Consider the following 23,216-nt stretch of genomic DNA (forward strand, 5'->3'; position numbering starts at 1 on the left):
AACTAGATTAAAATCATTCATATCAAGATATTTATTAATTGTTTTGCGATCATGACCTGTTTTTCTCATTATTTCAGCCACATTTAGACCTTTCTTAAAGTACAGTTTTTTGATATCATTAATATCAGTCATTGCTAATGTCATCTCCATTTTCCTCCCTTATATAAGTTGTGGTTGACTTAATATAAGGGTACGGTATTTTGGGGGTGACTGCAATGACTTTTTTATTCTGCAATAATAGGGAATTTTAGTTTGCAACTTTCGGGAATACTACATTGCAATTCCCGGTAATTTTAGTATACAACAAATATGCGGCTGTTTCGGGAACAATTTATTATCTTTCAATTTGCTTCATTGGGATTCCTTTTATTACAGCTTATAATATTATTAGCTCCATTTTTCGTGGCATGGGTGATTCTAAAAGTCCAATGTATTTTATAGCAGTTGCTTGTGTTTCAAATATTGCTCTTGATTATATTTTAATAGGTATGTTGGGGCTTGGTGCAGTTGGTGCTGCATTGGGAACAACGCTATCCCAGACAATAAGCGTTCTTATATCTATTATCGTAATTATTAAACGAAAGACAGGAATAACTCTCAAATTGAAAGATTTTAAACCACACAAAAAAATAATGAGTGGGTTGTTGAACATTGGTATACCTATTGCATTACAGGATGGATTCATCCAGGTTTCATTTATTGTAATTACCGTAATTGCAAATCAACGAGGTTTAAATGATGCGGCTGCAGTTGGAATTGTGGAAAAAATTATTGGTGTCTTATTTCTCGTTCCATCGTCCATGACATCAGCAGTGTCCGCTCTTTCCGCACAAAATATTGGAGCCGGAAAGCATGATAGAGCACGTCTTACTTTACTTTATGCCGTTATCATATCCGTTGCATGGGGAACAATTGCGGTAATTGCTATGCAATATACTGCTGAACCTTTTATTGGATTATTTTCTAATAACACAGATGTTATATTACTTGGGAGTCAATACATGAGAGGTTATGTGTGGGATTGCATCCTTGCGGGGATTCACTTTAGTTTTAGTGGCTATTTCTGTGCTTACGGCCTATCCTCTATCTCATTTTTTCACAATTCATTGTCAATTGTATTTGTTCGTATTCCACTTTCCTATTTTGCCTCAAAGTATTTTACAAATACACTTTTCCCAATGGGACTTGCTTCCCCTAGTGGATCTGCGTTATCTGTTATAATTTGTGTAATAGTCTTTATCTGGATTAATAAGCGGCATACGAAAGCTAAATACTAAGAAAAGATTGCAAGAAAGGAGTTAAAAGATATGGAGAAACAAGAATTGTTTAAAATTGGAGATGTAGCAAAGATGTTTCATATAAGCGTAGGTTCTTTACGCCATTATGAAAAATTTGGGTTGCTAAAACCTGAATATACTGATCAAGAAACTGGATATCGTTATTACAGTACAAGACAATTTGAATGTTTGAACACAATTCGATATCTACGTGTGCTAGATATGCCCCTGGATCAAATTGCTGAATTCTTAAGAAATCGTGATGTGAAAAAAATACAAGAAATGCTTCAGCAACAAAAAAAAAGAGTTGTCATGAAGCAAAACGAATTGCAAATTATTGAAAAGAAGATCGAAAACCGATTACAGCAGTTGCAGGATACACTGTCCTCAGAGTTGGATACAGTACGTATCATACAAACAGGTCCACGTCGTATTACCTGGATACGTAATAAACTTAGACCAAAATCTTACCTCGATCTGGAAACCTCTATTCGGCAGTTGGAAAAGCAGCAGGAAAATACAGTTGTGTTTCCTGGAAAAGTTGGTATTGGTATTACAAAAGAGCGATTGCTAAAAAAACAGTATGAAACCTATGATATAGTTTTTCTGGTTCTAGATCAGGAAGATAACTATAACGGAATTGTAGAAGAATTACCTAATGAAACGAGCGTTGCAATACGCTTTTGTGGTAGCCATGCAGATGCACCTGTATATTACGCAAAGCTTGCCAATTTTATACTAGCGCACAAGCTAACAATAACAGGTTTTTCAAAAGAAATTACTATGATTGATTATGGAATAACAAATGATATAACTAAGTTTGTCACAGAAATACAAATACCGGTTGCAGCCATTTAACATGAAAAAAATCGCCACTGAAAGACTTTATAGATTATCAGGATAATGAATACTCATAAATAAAGGAGTAAGAAAAACTGTTGTGATTGTAGAAACAACTAGCAATATTATCTGATTGGTCCATAATAATAGCTTTTTGCTTCATAAAATATCTCTGCTTTCTAATTTGTACCTAAAAAGTGAGCCAAAACATTTATTCTGGGCACAAAAAACAGACTAGCTGTTTTAATGACTGAAAATGAAATTAAAACTATGACTAATTTAAGTGATAAAACTGGATATGATAAAAATACTGTTTCTAACTGATATAATCAAAAGTTAAGTAGGTTTTAAGATAAAATTTTAGATACTTTTTGTGAAATTTTTAATTATCAACTAGGAGATATCATTGTTTATAAATAAAAATAATGTTTTTTAATTTTATTTAAAATAATAATTAAGTATAATTTCATTACTACTTATATATTTAATGATTTTATAATATACAAAAAAATATCTATAATGCAAAATTATTCTTAGGGTATATTATTTCCACTTCTTTTTTCGCTCGTGTACATGCAGTATGAAATAGATTTTGATGTTCATCGTTATTCATATCCCACTGATATCCATAGTTAATGCTTTCCCATGGAATATCTGCAAACCATGGTATTATTACAAAATCAAACTCACGTCCTTTAGATTGATGAACTGTCATTACAGAAATATCACTATTAAATTTATTCTTACAAATAACCTCATATTGTAAAATTATATTATTAATTATAGCTCTTTTTTCGAGCAAATCTCCGTTAATCAAATTATTACTATAAATAATTAGTTTATGTTTAACATAAGAAATGCAACTTAAAGTCATTCTATCACAAATATAACTATTTCTTTTTTCTTCTTTAAAACATAGATCAATAAATAAATTTAATCCTTGGATAAAGTCTTTCTTTATTTTGGTATAAACATTATTTGCATCAGTCCATCTCTTTATATATATGTCCTTTCTGCTCCTATTTGAGACTTTATGTAATGATAACGGAAAGAATATTTTGTTTACTATTTCGTTAGCTATTTTACTTGTTGATAATTCTTTCATATTGATTAAGTTAATACAAATCGATTTTGCTTGTTCATATGGCGAATAATTAGACCCAATTCTTCTACAACTTAACCCTTTAAAACAACCTCCACTATTAAATGTGTTTTTCTTTCTTATAAAGCTCGTTATTTCATTAGCTTGTTTATTTTCTAAGCATAATACAGCTATCGACTTATAAGAATTTAACTTTTTAAATATACTTTTTTTAACTTCAAGTTTAGTTTTATATTTAGCTTTATTATGTTTTACTGTATCAAAAATATTTATTTTTAAAGATCTTTGATTAAGATTATTAATATTAGAAAAATCTATATTGGATCTATGTTTTTTTATTAGTTCCTTATGTATGTATGCTTTATAAATATCTTTTGAAAATGTTTCCAATTGATTAAACCGTTCTGGGTCAGCGCCCCTCCATTTATGAATTGTTTGGGCAGCGTCTCCCATTGCAATTAATGTTTTTGGTTCTATCATTTTAATAATTTCCCATTGTGCTATATCAGAATCCTGAAATTCGTCAATTATTATGATAGGATATTTAGCTCTTAAAATAGATAATATATTAGGGTGCCTTAGTAACAATTTATTAACCCAATATATTGTTTCATTATGAGAAAAAATACCTTTTCTATTTCTGGACATAATTATATTACTTATTTCATTTAAAAAATCCATCTTCCCTTTAAATTTTCTTCCATTCTCTCCGAAATTTTCTGGACCGTAATCGTTATAAATTAATGCAGACCCTTTTAATATATGCAATAATGAATCTTTTTTATTTTTATTAATTGTACCATTATTAGTAATATAATCTGAAGGAATTTTTAAATTTGCCTTTAAATTTTCCAATTCTTCTTGAGATTGAATTTCAAGTTCTTCATCAGTTAATAATATTGGATCTTCTGGTATATTTAAAAAACCTTTATAACGACAGATTAAATTCCACCATAATGAATGATAATTATTCACTTCAACTATTTTCATCAACTGTTTATCAATTACATTTTTTTTTATTAATTCGTTTAATCTATCTGAAATTTGGTATTTAGCTAAATTAGAAAATGTGAGATATAAGATTCGTTGATTTTTATTTATCTTATTACTTAACTTATTTCCAATCATACATCCTAAAGTAGTTTTCCCAGTTCCTGCACTACCAGTTATCAGAAAACACTTATTAATGTCTATTTCATTGAGTATTTCTTCTTTATCTTTTGATAATTCCATATATACACCTACTCACACCAAGGAACCAAAGTACCTTCATTATTTAACTGATATTGTCCCAATCCTTTATTATCTTCCCAAATTTCTTTTAATCCATTTAAAATTGTAATTACTGTCTCTGGTATTATATTATTATTTATAAACTCTAAAGCTATAGCTTCATAAACTCTACGACCTTTATAATCTTTTATAAATTTTATTAAGTCTTCTGGTACAGAATTAGAATCTAGTTCTTTATATGCTTTTATTATTTCTTCGGTATCACCCTTATCAGGATATCCTTTTGGATGTTTAGGAAATAAACCTAAGATTTGAGGCCAATATTTTTTTAATGACTTTTTAGGTGATATTTCTCCTGTAATTCCTATACATGATAATAATATATTTGCTCTTTTTTCTTTGTCTAATTTCAGTAAACCCTCTTCAATAATAGATTCTAGAGCTTTCCCATCTGATAAAGCTATGAAAGGAATGTCATTTTCTTTTAAATCCACTAAAGGGTCAACCTCATCTCCATCCAATACAACAAGAATATTATAACCTGCTTTTTTAAACCAATATGGTAATAAATCCTTCCCGCCATCTCCTCCATTAATTCCACTTAACCATTCTGCCGGATAATCAGGATTATTCCTCATAAATGTATTATATAAACCAGCTTCACTATCCCCTTCCCAAATAATAACTAGTCTTGAAAATAAAGCCTCAAGTAGTTCTAGATCATGTGTTACTTTCTTTCTTAATAATATAAAGTCTTTCTTTTTATACATTACACTCTCCAAAGACTTACCATATAGATTTTTATCATCTTCAACATATATCCTTTGAACACCTTCCAAATTTAATAATGGAGATAAAACATATGGGGAATGAGTTGTAAATATAAATTGAGTATTTTCTTGAGATATTCTTTTTGTAATATTAATAATATTTCTTTGTAATTGTGGCTCTAGATTTTGTTCAACTTCCTCTAATAATAATATGTTTCTTTCATTAGTTTTTTCTTTTTCATTACTTATACTAAGTATAATAGAAGTAATATTTTGCATACCTCTACCTTGTCTAGAAAAAGGTAAAAACCATTCATTTTCTTCTACTTTATTTAATTGCCCTAATTCTATTTGCCTGAATATATCGTTTTTATTTATATCTCCCACACCAATATTAATGCTTCCATTATTTAATTGCAAATCTTTAGTTAATCGATTAATACTCTCAATTATTTCAGATCCTAAATCTGTACTTGTCAGTTCTTTAGTCTTAGGACTTATCGACTGTTTAAATTCATCAATTAATTCTTTTTTCCATATATCAAGATTACCCAAGGCACGTGTTAGTAAAGAATATTTCTGTAATCTCATCTCTCTATCTATATTTCTTCTGTATGATAAAAACGTACATCCTATCCATTCTTTTATTGACCTAGTTAAGGGTTTTATTTGTTCACCCAATTCATTTAAAATATTTTGCTCGACTTCGACATAGCCATCTTCTGAATTATATGTAGCGGTTAAAAATAATCTAACTACATTTTCAGGATTAGAAACCTGTTCTATATTATCTATATTAATATAATCTTTTGTATTATTTCCATCATTATCTACTATGATTGCGTACTCAGCTAACTTACATATTTCAATTTCACCATCATTTTCACTTTGAAAAAAACAACAACTTTTATCACAAGGAAAATTATTGCATCCTAACACAAGTTCTATTTCAATATTATTTTTTATTTCACCCTGCCAAAAATCGAATTCATTTAAATAATCTCTTTTCCACCACTGTATGTATGGGTTTAGAACCATATCAATTGCATTTAGTATTGTTGTTTTACCAATATTATTCTTCCCTATTAATATATTTAAACCTGGTTTAAAATCAAATTCACCGCTTTTTATCCCCCTATAATTATTTATTTTAAGATGTTTAACATACACAACTAATCCCTCCTCAAGACACCTCTTCTGAAATAAACACAATTTATTCTACTGAGTGGTTAATTTGCTTCTTATAGAAATATTAAAGGCTACAACTATAAATTTTATTAGTCAATTAGCTTTTTATCTGGTTTCAAAAACTATATATTACGTGAATAAAATCTTTCTAAACATCCGAGCTATTATATCCCTGTCTTCAACAAATAAGACATTATTCTCTTCGAGTTCTTTTTTCGTCCGGCCCCATTCTTTTCTGATTGTTTTACTATCTGTATTGGAGATAATAAATGAATTTAATATGACTTCATCATCTACAGTTTCCTTTAAGTCATCCTGAATACCATTCAATATTTCATATAATTTGATTTTTGGATTCTCCAGGTAATGGAGCATTAGAATTCCTTTCGGATCTATGAAATTAATATACTGTTTCTTTCCATCTTTAATCCAGAGAATAAAGTCCGGATAGAAGTTGCCGGCTGCATAAAAGCCTACCCCTTTCCCCCTGGTTAGATTTCTAAGAATATATATTTCTTTATCTTTAAGACCTGAACTTTCTTTATTCTGAATGAAGAATTCTTTTAAATCCTCAATAAAAGTCTTTTCATCTTTATTTAAACCAACAGGTGTAGATTTTAGCTTTCCACCCTGTACCAGTAAAGGCTGGAATAAATGACGGTCAAAATATACGTTGGGAATGAATTTTATTCCCTTAAGACGTTGATCATATATTTCATCCTTTTTATCGATTAGGTTTTTAATTTCTTTTATTAATTTCTTGTTTTTCTTCTCAACTTTTACCACATAGTCCTGAAAATTACCATCTTCTCTGCTTAGTGGAGTATATTTTAGATGTGTATTTTCATATGCTAATCTCTGTGACTGGTAAAATTGAGAGATATATTTCTTTAGAATTTTGATTATTATATCTTCAATTTCAGCCAGTTTTGCAAATGAGTTAACTGCAAGAGTACTTTTATTACAGTACAATGTGTACAGTTTATTTTCAATAATTTCTTTAAGTAATTCTTTTTTTATAAGAAGATTACTAAACTGTCTCTGTTTTTTATAGTTAATCATTTCTAGATAAAGTTTATCCCAATCCACATAATTAAAGATATCCTTTTCAACCTCGTCTAGATAATATTTTTGTTCAACTGTCAATTCATCCTCTTCCTGCTTTGAAGAACTACTTAATTGTTCTAGTTTTGGTCTGAGATCAATAGTTACATCAATATCCTTATCTACTTCAAGTTGGATAAATCTATCATCCTGAAAATTATAACCCTCTTCTAGTTTTATAGTTAAAAGATCATTGCCCAGGAATTGCTTATCTGGTTTGATTGGCAAATCAATTTCTTCGTATCCTGCAGTATCGATTCCTTCTTTTTCTAGATACTCCCGGAATTTTTCCATATAATCTGCCTTAATACCAAAGATATTAAGTGTTTCCAGTAGTTTTATAAATGCAGGATGGTCCCTGTCAGTAAAGACTGTACTTCTCTGTAGAGAATTATTTAATCCTTTTAAGCGAACACCTCTACCAAAGAGCTGTATTATCTGTGAACCCTCGCTTCTACCAATATTCAACAGTCCTATGCTGGAAACCCGATAGCTATTCCAGCCCTCTGTAAACTTCCGCGATCCAATTAAAATATTAATATCTGAATTATGACTATTTATCCTGGTAAAAAAGGAATCAGAGAAATTATCTTCAAGAATAGTAATACCTGCCTTCTCCAATCGTTTAGTTAAACGGGAGACATCACCAATATTGATTAAAGCAAAATAATCTTTTCCCTTCAGCTTTAAACCAATCTCACCCTCTGCATTTTTGATCTCATATAATTCTAGATTAGCAGAGCCTATAGAAGAAGTGTTAAATACCTTCAGCAAAAGATCATTATAGATATCTTCTGCAGACAGATCTTTCTCCTTTAGATAAGAGAATCTACCAGCAAATACATCCTGGCCATCTTTATCTTTAAAACTATGATTATAAATAATATCATCAATAGAATTAATAATATCAGTTCGATTATTTAAAAAGTTATTTAGGAATTGAATAACAAATTCAACATCACTAATACTGGTCTTATCGTCAATTGTTAAACTACCAGAAGCACTAACAGTATGTCCTACAAATAGTAACAAAGGATTCTCCAGATTATATTCAGCAAGTTCCTGTTCTTCATCCTGGTATAAAAGTTTCTGTTCATAGAAAGAAACAAGATTAGCAAGCAAGAAATTATTATTATATTCTTTAAGCTGACTCTCTTTCAAATTCAAAATATCGTAATCTTTACCATACCCATCTTCATAGAAAAATTTATATGAATAATCAAAGATAATTGCCTTTGAGTATTCTTCCAGCAGATTGTTATATAAACTCTTAATACGCTCCTGCTGTATCTCTAAAAGATTATATTCCTTCATTTTCTTTTCAAGCTGGAAGAGAGACATATTGATATAGGTTTTATTTTTATTGATATTAAAGATTTCATCTCTCACATTTTCATCTAAACCTATTTCATTAACCTTTTTATTTAGATAATCAGTTTCATTGTCCCATTTTTCAGAACGATCAACACGGGAACCAACAGCCTGTCCAAAGGTAGCACTATATTCAAAGATAAATCCATCCCGGGCCAGCATCTCGCGATTATCTTTCCAGACATCACCACCACTACCTCTATGTCCTTCATCAACCAGGACTAGATTATGCCCTTCAAAACTACCTACCTCTTCACTATCACCCTCACCTGTTTTGGTTTCTACCAGTTTAGTAATTTCAATTACCTCTATCTGTCCTTTATTAAACATACTACCCTTTAAATTAATAAAGAGATCAGACTCTATGTTACTTAAACGAAATTCTTTAATATGCTGCTGACTTAGGCCACTATTTGGTGTAACCAATATGATATTATCAATTTCCCGGTCAGTATAGTTTAAATACTGTAAGTAATTAATATGCATAATCAGAGTCTTACCTGAACCAGTAGCCATATAATAGGCCAGCTTATGTAAGTCGCTTTCGTTAAAATGGGAATAGCGTTCCTTCTCTTTTTTTACCTTCTTATTTTCTTTATCAATAAAACTATTCAAGTTATTTAGAAACTTATCTCTATGATTGAAATATCTGTCCAGGTAAATTTCTGTGAATAAGACCGCCAGATATTGAAAATACTTCAAAATAATTGGATTATCTCGTTTTGTATTAATATGGTCAAGATATGATTTTATATTTTGATCATATGTCTCTAGATTATTTAATAAATTATCTTCTATTTCTAAGTTAGCTATTAGATTACTCATAAAATAGCTTTTACCCTCTTCATTAAAACCTTCATGAGAATTAATTAAAACATCCCTTAAGGTTTTATTATTAAATAAATTACTGTTTTCAATTGAAGCAAATCTTTCTACTCCAAAAAGAGAGAGCAAATATTTATTTAAAATTAGTCTGTTCTCTAGCTTCATAAAACTAAACACCTCATTATCATATATGCAACAAATAAACCTTTAAAGTCATATCTTAGATTTTACTATAAATATCTTTCACATATTTTTCTACTTCTACCAGATCCACTTTTATAGTTTCCCAGACTATTTCTAGATCAATTCCGTCATACTGATGGATTAAGACTTATATTATTATCATGTGTTCTTTTAAAACACCTTCCTTAAACTCAGCATCCCGGGAATAATTCAGGCCATTATATGTCAGTACATCGAATTCTTTATCCAGGGCCTTTTCTAAATCCATTTTTATACCGGCAATTTCAAAGAGACTTTTTTTGGCAGGTTCAATTAGCAAATCGATATCACTATTATCACTGGCATCTCCCCGGGCATAAGAGCCAAAGATGCTGGCCTTCGAAACATTTCTTTCCCTTAATACTTTCTCAATCTTATTAATCATTTCTTTAGATAACTGCATATAACTAGACCCCCTTAACTAATTAATCAAAAAGCAACTTACTAAACTGATCTTCAATCAAGATAGCGTTATTAAGATAATTATCACCATTAAGATATAGTCTATCTATCTTCTTATTTTTAATAATTTCTTTCTCTATAAATTCCTTATCTTTTTTCAGGTCAAGGTCCTCTATATTTCTCCAGATAATCATAATTTCCTGATTATCTGTTTTACCCAATATTACTTTATATTTCCTATCCTCATAACTATATATTTTATTCTGCTTAATATCCAGACCAAGTAAGTAATTAAAAGTTTCAATAAGGTTAACCTTCTTCTTAATCTTCTCTTTATTCTCTGTTATCTCCAGATAATAATTAAAGGGATCAGTAAATTTATCTATATCCAGTAGTGAATCTCTGGTTTCATAATCCAATATATAATTAATTAAATAATCATCAAATTTATTGAAGAGATTTAATTCCTCTTTTTCCTTAGCGAAACGAATATTATCAAGGGTATCTTCATATTGTTCCAGGCGTTGATATTTAAAGAAATGACTATAGCCATCATTATCCTGAGGCTTACCGTCTTTCCATTCCTGAGAATACATAACCTTTTTTATACGGGGTAACATGGTAGTATAAAAGTAATCACCTAATTCAACCTGAATGTATTTTCTCTGTCCTTCATCTTCTCGATTTAAATCCAGACAGGCATGGCCGGTGGTACCAGAACCTGCAAAGAAATCCATTACAATATCGTTTTTATTAGAACCTATCTGTAAAATCCTTTTTATTAATCTAAGTGTCTTAGGAGTATCAAATACATCATCTTCGTCTTGTAATAAATTGATCAAATTTTGTTTTGCCTCTTGGTTATGGCCTACTTCTTCATATGTCCAAATGGTCATTGGTGTAATTCCATCTTTAACTTCAGATAAAAATCTTTTTACTGAAGGAACATTATTACCATCTTCGCCAAACCAAATACGATTATCTTTGACCATTTCTTCAAACTTTTCACTAGAAACCACCCAACTTCTTCCTTGAGGAGGTAGAATTTTTCTTCCACTTGGTGTTGTTATTTCATAAATATCTTTTGGTGTTACTCTTTTGACAGACAAATCACTCGATTTCCATGGCCCTCTTTCATCATTATCAGGATTTTGATATCTTGCATTCATTTCATCAGTTCTTGGCAATAGATATGGTCTCCAGATATCTTTATTTTTACTATAAGTAAGAATAAAATCGTGATTATCACTAAAGTATCGAGCATCATTTTGAGGTGAATACTTTTTTTGCCAGATAATATTTGAAACAAAATTATTAACACCAAATATTTGATCAGATAGTTCTTTTAAATTAGAATGTTCATTATCATCAATACTAATAAATAAAATACCGTCGTCACTTAATAGTCTTTTGGCCAGTTCAAGCCTATTCTCCATCATAGTTAACCAGCTAGAATGTTGATAGTTATCTTTATAAACAAAATCATCTCCACCTGTGTTATATGGTGGGTCAATGTAGATACACTTAACTTTACCTTTATATTTTTCTAGCATAAGACTAAGGGCCTGGAAGTTTTCGCTATTAATCATCAAACCTTTTATTTCTTCTTCCAGATTTTCAAAGGCTGCTAAAAGTTCTTCTTTAAATTCTTGATCATAGTGCCTGGTATCAATGACCAGCTTCTTGAATGATTTTTCATCAAAAAGATTAGAATCATTTAGATATAGATCTTCTTTTTCACTAATCTTTTCATTATATAGATTTTCCCATTCCTCCAATTGGTTCTTGTTATTTAGTACTAAGTTTAGAATATTTTCTCGAATCTTTTCTGGAACCCTATCAAGGGTTAAACAATACTCATCCTGTAATACAAATTTTTTCTTCTCAAAAAGTTTCTTCTGAAAATTCTCTATTTGGGCCAAGAAGTTAATAATTTTTTGAGTAACAGCTTTAATTACCCTTACTCTGGTAATGTATGTACTAATATTCCTTTCAGTTGCAGAACCAATGGTATCGACATCCAATATTTCATTTTTTATAAAGAAATCCAATTCTCTTTCCAAGAAACCCTTTAAATCTTTATGAATAAAGTAGTCTGATTTGTTTTTTATTGTGTATTTATATAGATGTTTAGCCAGTATAGATTTTACTTTATTATTATCACTTAATAACCAGCTTAAATCCTGGAAAAGCTCTGTATCTTTTTTTATTGTGTTACTGATATCCTTTTCTATGTATTCTCTAATATCTGACTGAGTATTTCTAGTCTTATACTTCTTCTTTTCCTTACTTGTTAGATTACGATATTCAAAATATATATTTAAGATTTTTAACTTGTCATCATAATTGAGATAATCTTTTTCTTTAAGAACGAAATAGCGATCTTCATCAGATTTATTATTATTTTTGTCTACCTCTGCATTTTTAATTTTAAAATTCACTGTTATATTGTTTTTATTAAAACTATAGTTATTAAAATCTTCGCTTGTTTTAATATAGTATTGGTCATAATTAGCCCAATGCAAATGTACCTCTTCACCATTATAGGGAATAGCATATTTGTCTTTGCTGGAATAACGTCGTTTTGATAGGAAATCACCATTATCATAATATCTTTTGAAGAAAGTATAAATATCATTATATATTTCAGATTCCAGATTCTCCCCTATTTTATACTGGGCCATCTTTTCTTTTATATTTAAATATTTAGGGGACTGGGTATAGTCAAAACCTAAATGACTTGCTTCTTCTTTAATTTTTTCCAATTCAGTTTCTAGGTCTTCTTTATCTTTGCTTTCAATTTGGGATAATTGATCCTCTATATAATCAATTAATTCTTTATTAATAAACTCTTCTATTTCATCATGTTTTTGATTCATAATTCTATATATGCCAAAGTCCAGATCAGCATTATCAAACTGAAATAGTTCTTTAAGCAGTTTCTGTAATCTTATTTTATTCTCCATTTAATTCTGCCCCCTAAATTACAATATACATATATAAATTTATATATAAAGTGAAAAAAACCTTTACTTCTTAAATTTTAATATTAAAATTTAACCTCTACAAAATCGGAGAAAGCAGTCTGGAAACAGACTCTCTGACTTTAATTGTCCAGCCACGATTTTCAAAATCTTCCACAGTAATTTCCGAAGAATTCTCCAGATCCTGCTGAAAAATTTCATCATGGGACCGGGCCACCTCTCGATTATAGATAAAAGCATTTATCTCAAAATTAAGTTTAAAACTGCGCACATCCATATTAGTAGTGCCAATCGAAAGCACCCGACTGTCAATACAGATTGTCTTACTATGCAAAAATCCCTTTCGATAACGATAACAGCGGGCTCCTGCCTCCAATAACTGACCAACAAAAGAATTATTAGCCGCATAAACAAAAGGGTGATCACCCCGATCAGGAATCATAATCCGGACATCAACTCCTGCCCGGGCAGCCAACTTAATCGCTTCCAGCACCGATTGTTCCGGGATAAAATAAGGGGTCTGAATATAAATAGTCTTTTCGGCTTCATAAATCATCTTTAAGAAAACTGATTTAATTTCTTCCTCCCGGGAGTCAGGTCCACTGCTAATTATCTGTACAGCAGCCTTCCCACTAAACTCTTTTTCCGGAAAATACTTTTTCTCATGGACTAGATCTTTATCAGAAGCAAAATCCCAATCCAGCAGAAAGCGGTACTGCAGACTATCCACGTTCTGCCCTTTTAAGCGCAGATGAGTATCACGCCAATCTCCAAAACGATCGGAACGACCAACATACTCGTCACCAACATTTATCCCCCCCAGATAACCAATTTGACCATCAATAATTACATTCTTACGGTGATTACGATAGTTAATATCAATCACAAAAGGAGCAAAAGGAACTGCCTCTCCTCCCGCTTCTTCCAGACGAGTAATAACAGACTGAGGAAGTTTACGGCAGCCCATTTTATCATACAGCAGCCGGACCTCCACCCCCTGAGCAGCCTTTTCTGTCAACAAATCCATAAACTCATTACCCAACTGATCATCATTTATAATATAATAATTAGCATGAATAAAAGCTTTAGCTGCCTTAATATCTGCAAATAAATCAGCAAACTTATCCCGCCCACTAGTATAAATTTTAAGATCATTATAGCCAATTCTGGCCGGTAAATCATTTTCAAAGCCGAGTTTAAGAATACTCTCTTCCATATGACCAAAGCAGCATTCCTCTTTAAGCGCCTGATTAACCTGCTCAAAATTATTATGTGACACTTTATTGCGCAGCTTATCTTCTTCTCGTTTACGCTGGAACAGAGCTCTTTTCTTCGGAGTCAGTCCTAAAAACAAATAAAGAATAAAGCCCAGCACAGGGATCAAAGTTAAAATTAAAACCCAGGCCCAGGTTACTGTTGGATCTTTTCTTTCAAAAAAAATCAATAAAATAATAAAAATTATATTTAACAAAATTATCCCGGAAAGTAAAAAGGATAAAAAATTCATGACATCCCCTCTAATCTAATAAATTTAAAACAATTATCTATTAACTATTATTCTAGATTTGACCTTGATTACCTGCCTGAGCCAGAAACTTTAGTAAGCTAACCGGTTATAACTAACTCCAGGCTAAATTAGACATCCAGCAGCTTTTGAGATAAGATGATAATAAAGAAGAGCAGTTAACTCAACAATAAAATTATATTTTTAACAATTAAATTAAACTAACTTTCTCTGTAAAATTAGGTTGTACAATCTAAAAGGAGGTTTTAAAAAAATGGATTTAAAAGAAAAAACAATGAACCTGAAAAACTGGGCAGTAGTTGGAGCAACTGACAAAGAAGATCGGATGGGTTATAAAATTGTAGAACGTTTAAAAGAAAATGGCTACAATGTTTTTCCAGTTCATCCTAAATTAAAAGAAGTAGCTGGTCTGCAGTGCTATGCTGATCTCAGCCAGATAGAAGCCAAAATAGATGTAGTAGATATTGTAGTTAATCCTCAAATAGGCATTAAAGTAATGGAAACTATCCAAAAAGAAGGAATTAAATATGCCTGGCTGCAGCCCGGCACCAGAAGTGATGAAATTAGAGATTATGCAGCTGAAAATGATATCGAACTAGTCGAAAACTGTATTTATGCCAGTCTGGGAGCATAATCTAATATTTAAAACAAATAGCTAAACACAAAATACTTCAGGCAATTTGCCTGAAGTATTTTTAATTAACTAATTTATTTTTTTACAAAAAGAACCTAATCGTGGTCTCAATTACTAAAATTATACTGACAAACTTTTAATCAACAAGCTCCAGCTGTACAAACTATCTTAAATTTCTCGCCAAAATAGCCAAAATCAACTAAGTTCTAAAATAGCCTTAAGCTGCTGCCAGATCTCTTCTAGAGCCAGAAAAGCCTTACTCTCTGGTTGATAATCACTGAGCAATTGCTGATCATGAAGTGCAGCAACAACTGTGCTGTCAAAGGGTATTTTGCCAATTACCTGGTGCCCTTGCTGCTGACAAAAATCAATTATAGCAGCAGTTAGTTCCTCATTTAAATCAAACTTATTAATTACAATCAAAGCAGTTAATTTAAAATGAGTAATCACCTGCAGCAGACGTTTAAGATCAGCCAGACCAGATTGAGTTGCTTCTGTCACAATTAGAGCAGCATCAACTCCAGTCAGAGAAGCAATTACCGGACAGCCAATCCCCGGTGAACCATCAATTAAGAGCAGTTCTTTTTGACTCTCAGCTGCCAACTTAGCTGCCTGGCTGCGTACTTCACTAACCAATTTACCAGAATTATCACTCCCTACCCGCAAACTAGCATGGACCAGCGGGCCAAACTCTGTCTCAGCCTGAAAAATATCGCCTGTAATCTGTTTAACTAACTGCAGAGCCCCAGTCGGACATTTTTCTACACAAAGCTTACAGCCTTCACATTTAAAACGATTAATACTAAAATCTGCTGCAACTGCTTCAAAACGACAGACCTGATAGCAAAGACCACACTCTATACAGCGACTCTCATCTTTAACTGCCAGCTGAGCACCCTGAAAATTATCCTGGTCTTTAGTTACTGCTTTTAACAATAGTTTTAAATTAGGAGCATCAACATCACAGTCAGCCAGCATTAAATTTCCAGCCAGCTGGGCCAGATTAGCAGTTACAGTAGTCTTACCAGTTCCACCCTTCCCACTAATTACTGTTACTTTTTTCATCACTGACCCTCCTCACTATTGTCTGATAAAGTTGGCTAAATTTAGCCTGCCAGCCTGGCATTTCCCTGACAAAAGGAATTCCCCGGGCATATAGTTCAGCAATCTTACGTTCAAATGGAATCTTCAGCAGTATCGGCAGCCCAACTTCTGCTGCATAATCTATAATTAAACTATCATAAACTGGCTCCGAACGATTAATCACCAGACCCGCTTTAAGTCCCAGCTGTTTAACTAATTCCACAGCCAGCTTTAAATCGCTCAAACCAAAGGGGGTTGGCTCTGTTACTAACAGACAAAAATCACTACCAGCTGTTGCCTCAATAGTAGGACATCTAATCCCTGGTTGAGCGTCAATAATCACCTTTTTTTCTACTTTACTTAGTTTTAAAAGCTGATTTACTACCGGCACTGCCTGCTCTTCTCCAGGATTTAATTCTCCCTGCCAGAACTCTAGCTCACTATAGCCAGGAATAACTCCCTGACTTATTTTACCAAGCGAACGGCCAACTTCTTTAATTGCTCCAGTTGGACAGATCTGACTGCAGCCCCCACAGCTATGACAAATTTCGGGGAAAACAAGCAGTTGATCAAGCATTAAGGCAAGTGCATTATACTGACAAAAATTCACACATAATTTGCAGGCTGTACATTTATCCTGGTCAACAGTTGGAATCAATTTTTCTACTGACTGGGCAGGGCTTTTAAACTCTGCTCCTAAAAGTAAATAGTCATTTGGTTCTTCAACATCAGCATCAAGCAGCTGTACATTCTGCAGTGAAAGTGCTAAATTAACAGCAACTGTAGTCTTGCCAGTTCCACCTTTACCACTTAAAATAGTCAGCTGCATTTAGAAACCTGCCTTATTAGCTAACCCAGGTTTTTTACTTACAGTAAGCTGCACTAATTTGCCTGCCTCAAAAGCTGCTACAGCTTCAGCCAGAGTCTTTTCTGCTGCGGTTAGCTGATAAATGTTAAGCTGCCCCGCCTTTAATGCCTGCCAGGCTTTAGGTCCTACACTACCTGTTAACAGCACTTCTCCCTGCAGTGGAGGTTCAACAACTGCCTGAGCTGCGGCAACTCCCGCACCACTCTGCTTACTTTGACCAGGGTTAACAATAATTCTGGCTGGTGTTTTGTCTGCTTTAACCCCCAGATAACTAGCTCTCCCGAACTGTAGAGCAACTTTACTCGTTTCTCCTTCATTTTCTGCTAAACTAATTACAATTCTCATCTCAAATCCTCCTTTAAATAAAGAGGCCCAATCGGATTAACCGATCAGACCTGTTTCCAGCTTATTCTACTGTTTTAGCCTTTAAATCACTTAAACTACTGCGGGCAGCTGATAATTCTGCTTCCAGACGGCTAACTACTGCCTGTAAATAATCTTGTTCAGCCGTTAATTCTGCAGCTGAGTTGAATTCAGCTGTTTCTACTGTATAAGCAAAATGTCTATCTCCACCGCGACCATGTCGACAAAAATAACCTCGTCCAGCTCCACTACCATGTCTCATTCCAGCAAAATCAGCAGAATGATGAGAAGCAAATTTTCTTCCATCAGCACAGTAACCTCTTCTATGACCGGTCATTGGACCTCTACCAAATGGCCCTGTTTGATCTCTACCTGGCATTTCTGCCACCTCCTTAATAAGCATATGTTCATTACTGCTTAAGTATAACTCTTTTCTGAACATATGTCAATAAAATAATTAATAAAGTTAGCACAATTTAAACTTCTCTTATTTTGTTGACAAATCAACTAAATTAATTTATACTTTTATTAAAGTTGACAAATCAACCAATTTATAATAATTTTTTATACTTAATTAACTTAAGATTAATTTAATTAACATAATAAGCATGGAAATATTAAGGAAGGAGAAAATAATTATTTATGAGTAGAGATAGTATCGGTAAATATCTGGGCATTACCAGACGAGCACATATTAAACTTCTAGATCAGAAATTAAAACCTTATCATCTCTCACACAGCCAAATTTTTCTACTGGCAAGTCTTTATCAAAAAGAGGGGATTATTCAGCATACCCTCTGCGAGATTCATAATATTGATAAAGCAGCAGTAGGTAGAAGTATTGATAAACTAGCCAAACTCGGTTATCTTAAAAAAGAACCAAGTTCTAATGATCGGCGTAAAAAAAATATTTATTTAACTAAAAAAGCATATGCTTTTCAAGCTCGTTTTTTTGAGATTTTAGATGAAGTTGAGGCACAGCTGCGAGCTGATATCAGTCCGGATGCAATAGATTCTTTTCGCAGCACAATTAAGCAGATGGCAGCTAATCTTAAACAAGGAGGAGCTAAGCATGGCAAGCAAAAACAAATCTAATCGCATGGGGGAAGAAAAAATAGCTCCTCTGCTCTTTAAATTATCAGCTCCCGCTATTATCGGGATGTTAATTCAGGCTTTATATAATATCATTGATAGTATTTACGTCGGAAGATTGAGTACAGATGCTTTATCTGCTCTCTCGCTTGCTTTTCCGATCCAGACAATTTTAATTGCTTTTGGAGTTGGAACAGGTGTCGGAGCAAGTTCATTAATTTCCCGTCTTTTAGGCCAGGGCAAAAATGAAAAAGCTAATAATGCAGCTGAGCATGTCTTTTTTATTGCCATCTTATATGGTGGCCTGGGAGCAATTGCTGGTTTATTTTTCAGCAGTGACATTATTCATATTTTTACCAGCAATCCTACCCTAATTGATCTGGGTCATCAGTATATCCGGATTATTTTAATTGGTTCACTAGCAGTATTTGTCCCGGCAACCTTTAATTATATACTAAGGGGAGAAGGTAATACCTTTTTGCCAATGTTAACTATGCTGCTGGGAGCAATTTCGAATATTATCCTTGATCCTTTTTTAATCTTCGGAATTGGGCCTTTTCCTCAGCTTGGTGTCGCTGGAGCAGCCTATGCAACTATTATTTCTCGCCTCTTAGGTGGTATTTTTATTACTGCTATTTTATTTAGTGATAAAAATGAAATTAAACTTAATCTACACCGTTTTAATTTTGATTTTCAGATTATCCGGGAAATATTTACAGTTGGCCTGCCTGCTATCATGAATCGCCTGCTCTTTAGTGTTACTCTAGTAGTTATCAACCGCATTCTGGGCAGCTTTAATATCACAGCTATTGCAGTTATGGGTATTATTTTCCGACTGCAGTCTTTCTTTATGATGCTGGTCTTTGGTCTCAATCAGGGTTATCTGCCGCTAGTCGGCTATAACTATGGTTATAATAAGCCTGCCCGGATGAAAAAAACTATTTATCTTGGTGGAGCAACTGCCTTCTGTTTTGGTCTGCTAGCTTTTTTAAGTTTTCAGCTTTTCCCCGAGCCCTTAATTAGGTTGTTTAACAGCAGCCCTGAACTACTTAAAATCGGTATTCCTGCTTTAAAACGAGTCAGTCCTGCTTATTTATTTATGGTGATTAATATTATTGGAGTGGCTACTTTTCAGGCAATTGGGCAGGGTCTGCCTAGTCTAATTATTACTTTTCTACGTCAATTCGTTCTTTTGCTGCCCAGTATGTATTTACTCTCTAATTTTGGTGGTTTAATGAAAAGCTGGTTTGCTTTTCCACTGGCTGAAGGATTAACTTTCTTTTTAACCGTTGGCTGGCTTTTTTATGTAGCAAGAGCAGCTGTCCAGGAAATGCGGCAGGAAGAAGCAGGTAGTTCTTTTTAAATTTAACTAAAAAACGAATATTGAGCCAGCTTGAGGGCCTAAACTGCTTTAATTTATAGCTATTTTACTTTCAGTAAATTTAAGCGGGTTAAGGCCCTCTATTAATAAGTTAAGAGGAGTGCTATACTAAAAGTAGCTTTTTAGCTATATTTTAAAAAACAATTACCTAGGAGGAAATTATGCAAAGAATTAGAAAAAGTCTTGTTATTTTAACTATCTTAATGGTGTTAACTTCTCTTTCTTTAACAGCAGTAGCAGATAACTATCCTGGCTTAACTGCTTCAGTCCAGGAAATCCAGAAATATGGGAATCTAACTCTTGATTTAAAACCAGCTGCTTTTTATGACGCAGGTTACGAACTGGGTGATCTGCTGACAGTAACTGTTGGTAAGCAGAAACTTGAGCTGCCATTTGTCAGTTCTTACAGTGATGTTAAAACCAAAGATTTACTGCTCAGAGATGATCAGGATTCTAATCTGGCAGTTGTAGCAATTAATATGGGCGATTTTGCCAAAACATATCAGGTTAAAGTCGGTGATCGGCTAACCTTTACGCTGGCTGAAAAAGAAGGTTATCTTGATCAGTACTTACTCCATCAGCTGAGTCGTTCTAATAAACGATCTGATTACAGCACTGATTCGGTTTATGCTAACTTTAGAACAATTGCTACCACTGGCATTAAGCCCGGAGTAATCTACCGCAGTTCTAGTCCGATTAATAACGAATTTAACCGGGCCAAATATGCCGATCAATTAGCAGCAGCAGTTGGTATAAAAACTGTTGTCAATCTAGCTGATTCTCCAGCCGAAGCCGCAGATTATCTGACTAAACAGGGAGCAGATGCTGACTATTATGCCGCGCTTTACCAGCAGAATCAGGTAATTACTCTCAATATGGGAGTTGACTTCTCCAGTCCCGAATTTGAAGCTAAACTGGCCCGGGGGCTTAAGTTTTTAGCTAAACAACCAGGTCCTTACTTAATTCACTGCACTGAAGGTAAAGATAGAGCTGGCTTTACAAGTGCACTGCTGGAAGCATTTATGGGTGCCTCTGTTGACGAAATTGTTGCTGATTATATGACTAGTTTTGAAAACTATTTTAAAGTAGAAGCCGGCAGCAAACAGTATCAGGCAATTGTTAAAAATAATATTATGGTAACTCTGCATAGTATAGCTGGTCAGCCTGCTGGCAGTGATCTGAACAGCATTGATTTAGCACAGGCAGCCGAAAAATATTTGAGCAGAATTGGATTAACCCCAACTGAAATCCTTATCTTAAGAGCACGACTAAGTGTTGACCCAGCAATCTATTATAAACAACCAGCAGTTAGAGCTGAGGTAGAAAAAATTGAGAAATATGGTCATGCTTCTACAAATATCAATATTGATGATTTTTATCAATTGGGCTTTGTCAAAGGTGATTTAGTTACAGCTGTTTTTGATAATGGCTTTGTTCTAGAAGCACCTTTTTTAGATGGCTACTATGTTGATAAAGGCGATCCTCTGGTGAGAGCTTATCCTGGTCACCAAAAGATTGCTGTTTGCATTAATTATGGTAAATTGTATCAAATAGCAGACCTTAAACCAGGTTCAAAACTCACCCTAATGCTCAGTCAGAAAGAAGGTTACAAAACTCAATACGAAATTCGTAAATTAAGCCGAACAAAAAACAGAGCTGATTATAGCTCTGATGCAGAATTTGCTAATTTCCGCAATATATCTCTGGGCAAAATTGCTCCTAATTGGCTGTATCGCAGTTCCAGTCCAATTAATAATGAACTCGGACGAGCAGCCTATGCTGATCAATTAGCTCAAGCAGCTGGTATCAAGACTGTTGTTAATTTAGCTGACTCAGCTGCTGATATTACTGATTATCGCACAGCAGATGATTTTAATTCTCCTTATTATGCTGATCTATATGATCATGATCAGGTAATAACTCTGGCGATGGCAATTGATTTTAGCAGTAACAGCTTCCGCAGTAATATTATTAAAGGATTGCGTTTTATGCTACAAAATGACGGCCCTTATCTTTTCCACTGCACCGAAGGTAAAGATAGAGCTGGCTTTATGGCAGTTCTTCTTGAATCACTAATGGAAGCTGATCGGCAAGCGATTACTGCAGATTATATGCTTAGCTATCAAAATTATTATGGAGTAAAAGCTGGCAGCAAAAAATATCAAGTAATTACCGGTGATCTGAATGCTATGCTGAAGGTAATTAGTGACAGCAATGACTTAAGCCAGGTTAATCTGGCCCAGGCTGCAGAATCATATCTGCTAGCTGGTGGTATGACTCAAACAGAAATAACTCAGCTAAAAACAAAACTGAGCACTAAATAAATTATAACTAAAAACAAAAGGCCAGCTCCCGCTAATGGGACTGGCCTTTTATTTATTCATGCCGCAGCTCACTGACAACACCATAAATATTGTCTGTCATTCGGGCCAGCAATTTACGCAGCAACTTTTCCTGTTCTGCAGTAATTCCAGCTGTTAAAAGAGCAGCAGTCTCTGTCAAAATATCTGTCAGTACAGACTGAATCTCTTCGCCCCGGGTAGTTAGATAAATTTTCTTAATCCGACCATCTTCGCTGCTCTGTCTTTTTTCTATATAACCAGCTTTAACTAGCCCCTTTAACCGCTTAGTAACTGTAATTTTATCCAGCATTAGTTCAGTTCCCAGCTGCTGCTGAGAAATCCCTCCTTGATGATAAAGATGATGTAGAATTTCAATCTGATTTTTACTAATCTGATAATCAGCCAGCTGACGATCAAGATAATATCCCATACTTTTATCCAGGACTTTAATATATTTAGCAATTGATTTTGTTTTCATTTTTTACCTCCTGCTTAAAATAACTCTCTTTTAATTATATAGTTTAATTAGTTATTCTACAAACTCAAGCAATCTTATAACTGTAGAATAAATTATCTCCCTCTGATTTAAATATTTCTTCAAAAAAAGTTG

Annotated in this window: 17 protein-coding genes and 1 pseudogene; 6 read left to right on the forward strand and 12 right to left on the reverse strand. The window is 33.2% G+C overall.

The window, feature by feature from the left end:
- Positions 1 to 314: 314 nt before the first annotated feature.
- Together BMZ74_RS09465 and BMZ74_RS09470 are read left to right on the forward strand one after the other, a co-directional pair.
- Positions 315 to 1,277, forward strand: a pseudogene (locus BMZ74_RS09465) (MATE family efflux transporter); the annotation flags it as partial.
- A 30-nt stretch (positions 1,278 to 1,307) separates the two neighbouring features.
- On the forward strand, positions 1,308 to 2,135 hold the full coding sequence (locus BMZ74_RS09470) for a MerR family transcriptional regulator (protein ID WP_089862006.1): 828 nt from the start codon (positions 1,308 to 1,310) through the stop codon (positions 2,133 to 2,135).
- A gap of 496 nt (positions 2,136 to 2,631) precedes the next feature.
- Here BMZ74_RS09470 and BMZ74_RS09475 read toward each other — a convergent pair whose 3' ends face one another.
- The 7 genes from BMZ74_RS09475 to cls all read right to left on the reverse strand — a co-directional run bounded on the left by BMZ74_RS09475 (position 2,632) and on the right by cls (position 14,825).
- Entirely contained in the window at positions 2,632 to 4,452 is a 1,821-nt protein-coding gene (locus BMZ74_RS09475; protein WP_089862007.1) for a UvrD-helicase domain-containing protein, read from the reverse strand.
- Between the two features lie 8 nt (positions 4,453 to 4,460).
- A complete protein-coding gene (locus BMZ74_RS09480; RefSeq protein WP_177181417.1) occupies positions 4,461 to 6,392 on the reverse strand; it encodes an ATP-dependent nuclease in 1,932 nt (643 codons plus the stop codon).
- A gap of 147 nt (positions 6,393 to 6,539) precedes the next feature.
- Positions 6,540 to 9,875, reverse strand: coding sequence for a DEAD/DEAH box helicase family protein (locus tag BMZ74_RS09485; RefSeq protein ID WP_089862009.1), 3,336 nt, complete (start codon positions 9,873 to 9,875; stop codon positions 6,540 to 6,542).
- A 55-nt stretch (positions 9,876 to 9,930) separates the two neighbouring features.
- Positions 9,931 to 10,035 (reverse strand): HepT-like ribonuclease domain-containing protein, encoded by a 105-nt coding sequence (locus BMZ74_RS14845; RefSeq protein ID WP_089862038.1) that lies wholly within the window; start codon positions 10,033 to 10,035, stop codon positions 9,931 to 9,933.
- 6 nt (positions 10,036 to 10,041) lie between these two features.
- The gene (locus tag BMZ74_RS09495) at positions 10,042 to 10,335 is read right to left on the reverse strand and encodes a nucleotidyltransferase family protein (RefSeq protein ID WP_089862010.1); all 294 of its coding nucleotides are present in this window, start codon (positions 10,333 to 10,335) and stop codon (positions 10,042 to 10,044) included.
- Positions 10,336 to 10,357: 22 nt separating this feature from the next.
- Positions 10,358 to 13,300 (reverse strand): site-specific DNA-methyltransferase, encoded by a 2,943-nt coding sequence (locus BMZ74_RS09500; protein WP_089862011.1) that lies wholly within the window; start codon positions 13,298 to 13,300, stop codon positions 10,358 to 10,360.
- Between the two features lie 97 nt (positions 13,301 to 13,397).
- Positions 13,398 to 14,825 carry a cardiolipin synthase gene (gene cls, locus BMZ74_RS09505; RefSeq protein WP_089862012.1) on the reverse strand — a complete coding sequence of 476 codons (1,428 nt, stop codon included), beginning with the start codon at positions 14,823 to 14,825 and terminating at the stop codon, positions 13,398 to 13,400.
- Positions 14,826 to 15,096: 271 nt separating this feature from the next.
- Here cls and BMZ74_RS09510 point away from each other — a divergent pair, with 271 nt between their 5' ends.
- Positions 15,097 to 15,477: a CoA-binding protein gene (locus tag BMZ74_RS09510; RefSeq protein ID WP_089862013.1), complete on the forward strand. Its 381-nt coding sequence runs from the start codon at positions 15,097 to 15,099 to the stop codon at positions 15,475 to 15,477.
- A 195-nt stretch (positions 15,478 to 15,672) separates the two neighbouring features.
- On the opposite strand, the gene BMZ74_RS09515 is transcribed toward BMZ74_RS09510, so the two are convergent.
- The 4 genes from BMZ74_RS09515 to BMZ74_RS09530 all read right to left on the reverse strand — a co-directional run bounded on the left by BMZ74_RS09515 (position 15,673) and on the right by BMZ74_RS09530 (position 18,170).
- Positions 15,673 to 16,542, reverse strand: a complete 870-nt coding sequence (locus tag BMZ74_RS09515) for an ATP-binding protein (protein ID WP_089862014.1) — start codon at positions 16,540 to 16,542, stop codon at positions 15,673 to 15,675.
- Entirely contained in the window at positions 16,520 to 17,389 is an 870-nt protein-coding gene (locus BMZ74_RS09520) for a nucleotide-binding protein (protein WP_089862015.1), read from the reverse strand. The genes BMZ74_RS09515 and BMZ74_RS09520 overlap by 23 nt, the downstream gene beginning before the upstream one ends.
- A complete protein-coding gene (locus BMZ74_RS09525; RefSeq protein ID WP_089862016.1) occupies positions 17,390 to 17,773 on the reverse strand; it encodes a NifB/NifX family molybdenum-iron cluster-binding protein in 384 nt (127 codons plus the stop codon).
- A gap of 61 nt (positions 17,774 to 17,834) precedes the next feature.
- Positions 17,835 to 18,170 carry a DUF5320 domain-containing protein gene (locus tag BMZ74_RS09530; RefSeq protein WP_089862017.1) on the reverse strand — a complete coding sequence of 112 codons (336 nt, stop codon included), beginning with the start codon at positions 18,168 to 18,170 and terminating at the stop codon, positions 17,835 to 17,837.
- Positions 18,171 to 18,433: 263 nt separating this feature from the next.
- On the opposite strand from BMZ74_RS09530, the gene BMZ74_RS09535 reads away from it, so the two are divergent.
- The 3 genes from BMZ74_RS09535 to BMZ74_RS09545 all read left to right on the forward strand — a co-directional run bounded on the left by BMZ74_RS09535 (position 18,434) and on the right by BMZ74_RS09545 (position 22,588).
- Positions 18,434 to 18,886 carry a MarR family winged helix-turn-helix transcriptional regulator gene (locus BMZ74_RS09535; RefSeq protein ID WP_089862018.1) on the forward strand — a complete coding sequence of 151 codons (453 nt, stop codon included), beginning with the start codon at positions 18,434 to 18,436 and terminating at the stop codon, positions 18,884 to 18,886.
- On the forward strand, positions 18,864 to 20,246 hold the full coding sequence (locus BMZ74_RS09540; protein ID WP_089862019.1) for an MATE family efflux transporter: 1,383 nt from the start codon (positions 18,864 to 18,866) through the stop codon (positions 20,244 to 20,246). The genes BMZ74_RS09535 and BMZ74_RS09540 overlap by 23 nt, the downstream gene beginning before the upstream one ends.
- Positions 20,247 to 20,425: 179 nt before the next feature.
- Positions 20,426 to 22,588 (forward strand): tyrosine-protein phosphatase, encoded by a 2,163-nt coding sequence (locus BMZ74_RS09545; RefSeq protein ID WP_089862020.1) that lies wholly within the window; start codon positions 20,426 to 20,428, stop codon positions 22,586 to 22,588.
- Between the two features lie 52 nt (positions 22,589 to 22,640).
- On the opposite strand, the gene BMZ74_RS09550 is transcribed toward BMZ74_RS09545, so the two are convergent.
- Positions 22,641 to 23,084 carry a MarR family winged helix-turn-helix transcriptional regulator gene (locus tag BMZ74_RS09550; protein ID WP_089862021.1) on the reverse strand — a complete coding sequence of 148 codons (444 nt, stop codon included), beginning with the start codon at positions 23,082 to 23,084 and terminating at the stop codon, positions 22,641 to 22,643.
- Between the last annotated feature and the right edge of the window lie 132 nt (positions 23,085 to 23,216).

The sequence above is a fragment of the Halanaerobium salsuginis genome (assembly GCF_900114545.1).
Taxonomy (GTDB): domain Bacteria; phylum Bacillota; class Halanaerobiia; order Halanaerobiales; family Halanaerobiaceae; genus Halanaerobium; species Halanaerobium salsuginis.

Coding starts and splice junctions, on each gene's coding strand:
- BMZ74_RS09515 (WP_089862014.1), bottom strand. CDS start 16,542: ATGAAAAAAGTAACAGTAATTAGTGGGAAGGGTGGAACTGGTAAGACT.
- BMZ74_RS09485 (WP_089862009.1), bottom strand. CDS start 9,875: ATGAAGCTAGAGAACAGACTAATTTTAAATAAATATTTGCTCTCTCTT.
- BMZ74_RS09470 (WP_089862006.1), top strand. CDS start 1,308: ATGGAGAAACAAGAATTGTTTAAAATTGGAGATGTAGCAAAGATGTTT.
- BMZ74_RS09550 (WP_089862021.1), bottom strand. CDS start 23,084: ATGAAAACAAAATCAATTGCTAAATATATTAAAGTCCTGGATAAAAGT.
- BMZ74_RS09510 (WP_089862013.1), top strand. CDS start 15,097: ATGGATTTAAAAGAAAAAACAATGAACCTGAAAAACTGGGCAGTAGTT.
- BMZ74_RS09520 (WP_089862015.1), bottom strand. CDS start 17,389: ATGCAGCTGACTATTTTAAGTGGTAAAGGTGGAACTGGCAAGACTACA.
- BMZ74_RS09545 (WP_089862020.1), top strand. CDS start 20,426: ATGCAAAGAATTAGAAAAAGTCTTGTTATTTTAACTATCTTAATGGTG.
- BMZ74_RS09530 (WP_089862017.1), bottom strand. CDS start 18,170: ATGCCAGGTAGAGATCAAACAGGGCCATTTGGTAGAGGTCCAATGACC.
- BMZ74_RS09495 (WP_089862010.1), bottom strand. CDS start 10,335: ATGCAGTTATCTAAAGAAATGATTAATAAGATTGAGAAAGTATTAAGG.
- BMZ74_RS09500 (WP_089862011.1), bottom strand. CDS start 13,300: ATGGAGAATAAAATAAGATTACAGAAACTGCTTAAAGAACTATTTCAG.
- BMZ74_RS09540 (WP_089862019.1), top strand. CDS start 18,864: ATGGCAAGCAAAAACAAATCTAATCGCATGGGGGAAGAAAAAATAGCT.
- BMZ74_RS09475 (WP_089862007.1), bottom strand. CDS start 4,452: ATGGAATTATCAAAAGATAAAGAAGAAATACTCAATGAAATAGACATT.
- cls (WP_089862012.1), bottom strand. CDS start 14,825: ATGAATTTTTTATCCTTTTTACTTTCCGGGATAATTTTGTTAAATATA.
- BMZ74_RS09525 (WP_089862016.1), bottom strand. CDS start 17,773: ATGAGAATTGTAATTAGTTTAGCAGAAAATGAAGGAGAAACGAGTAAA.
- BMZ74_RS09535 (WP_089862018.1), top strand. CDS start 18,434: ATGAGTAGAGATAGTATCGGTAAATATCTGGGCATTACCAGACGAGCA.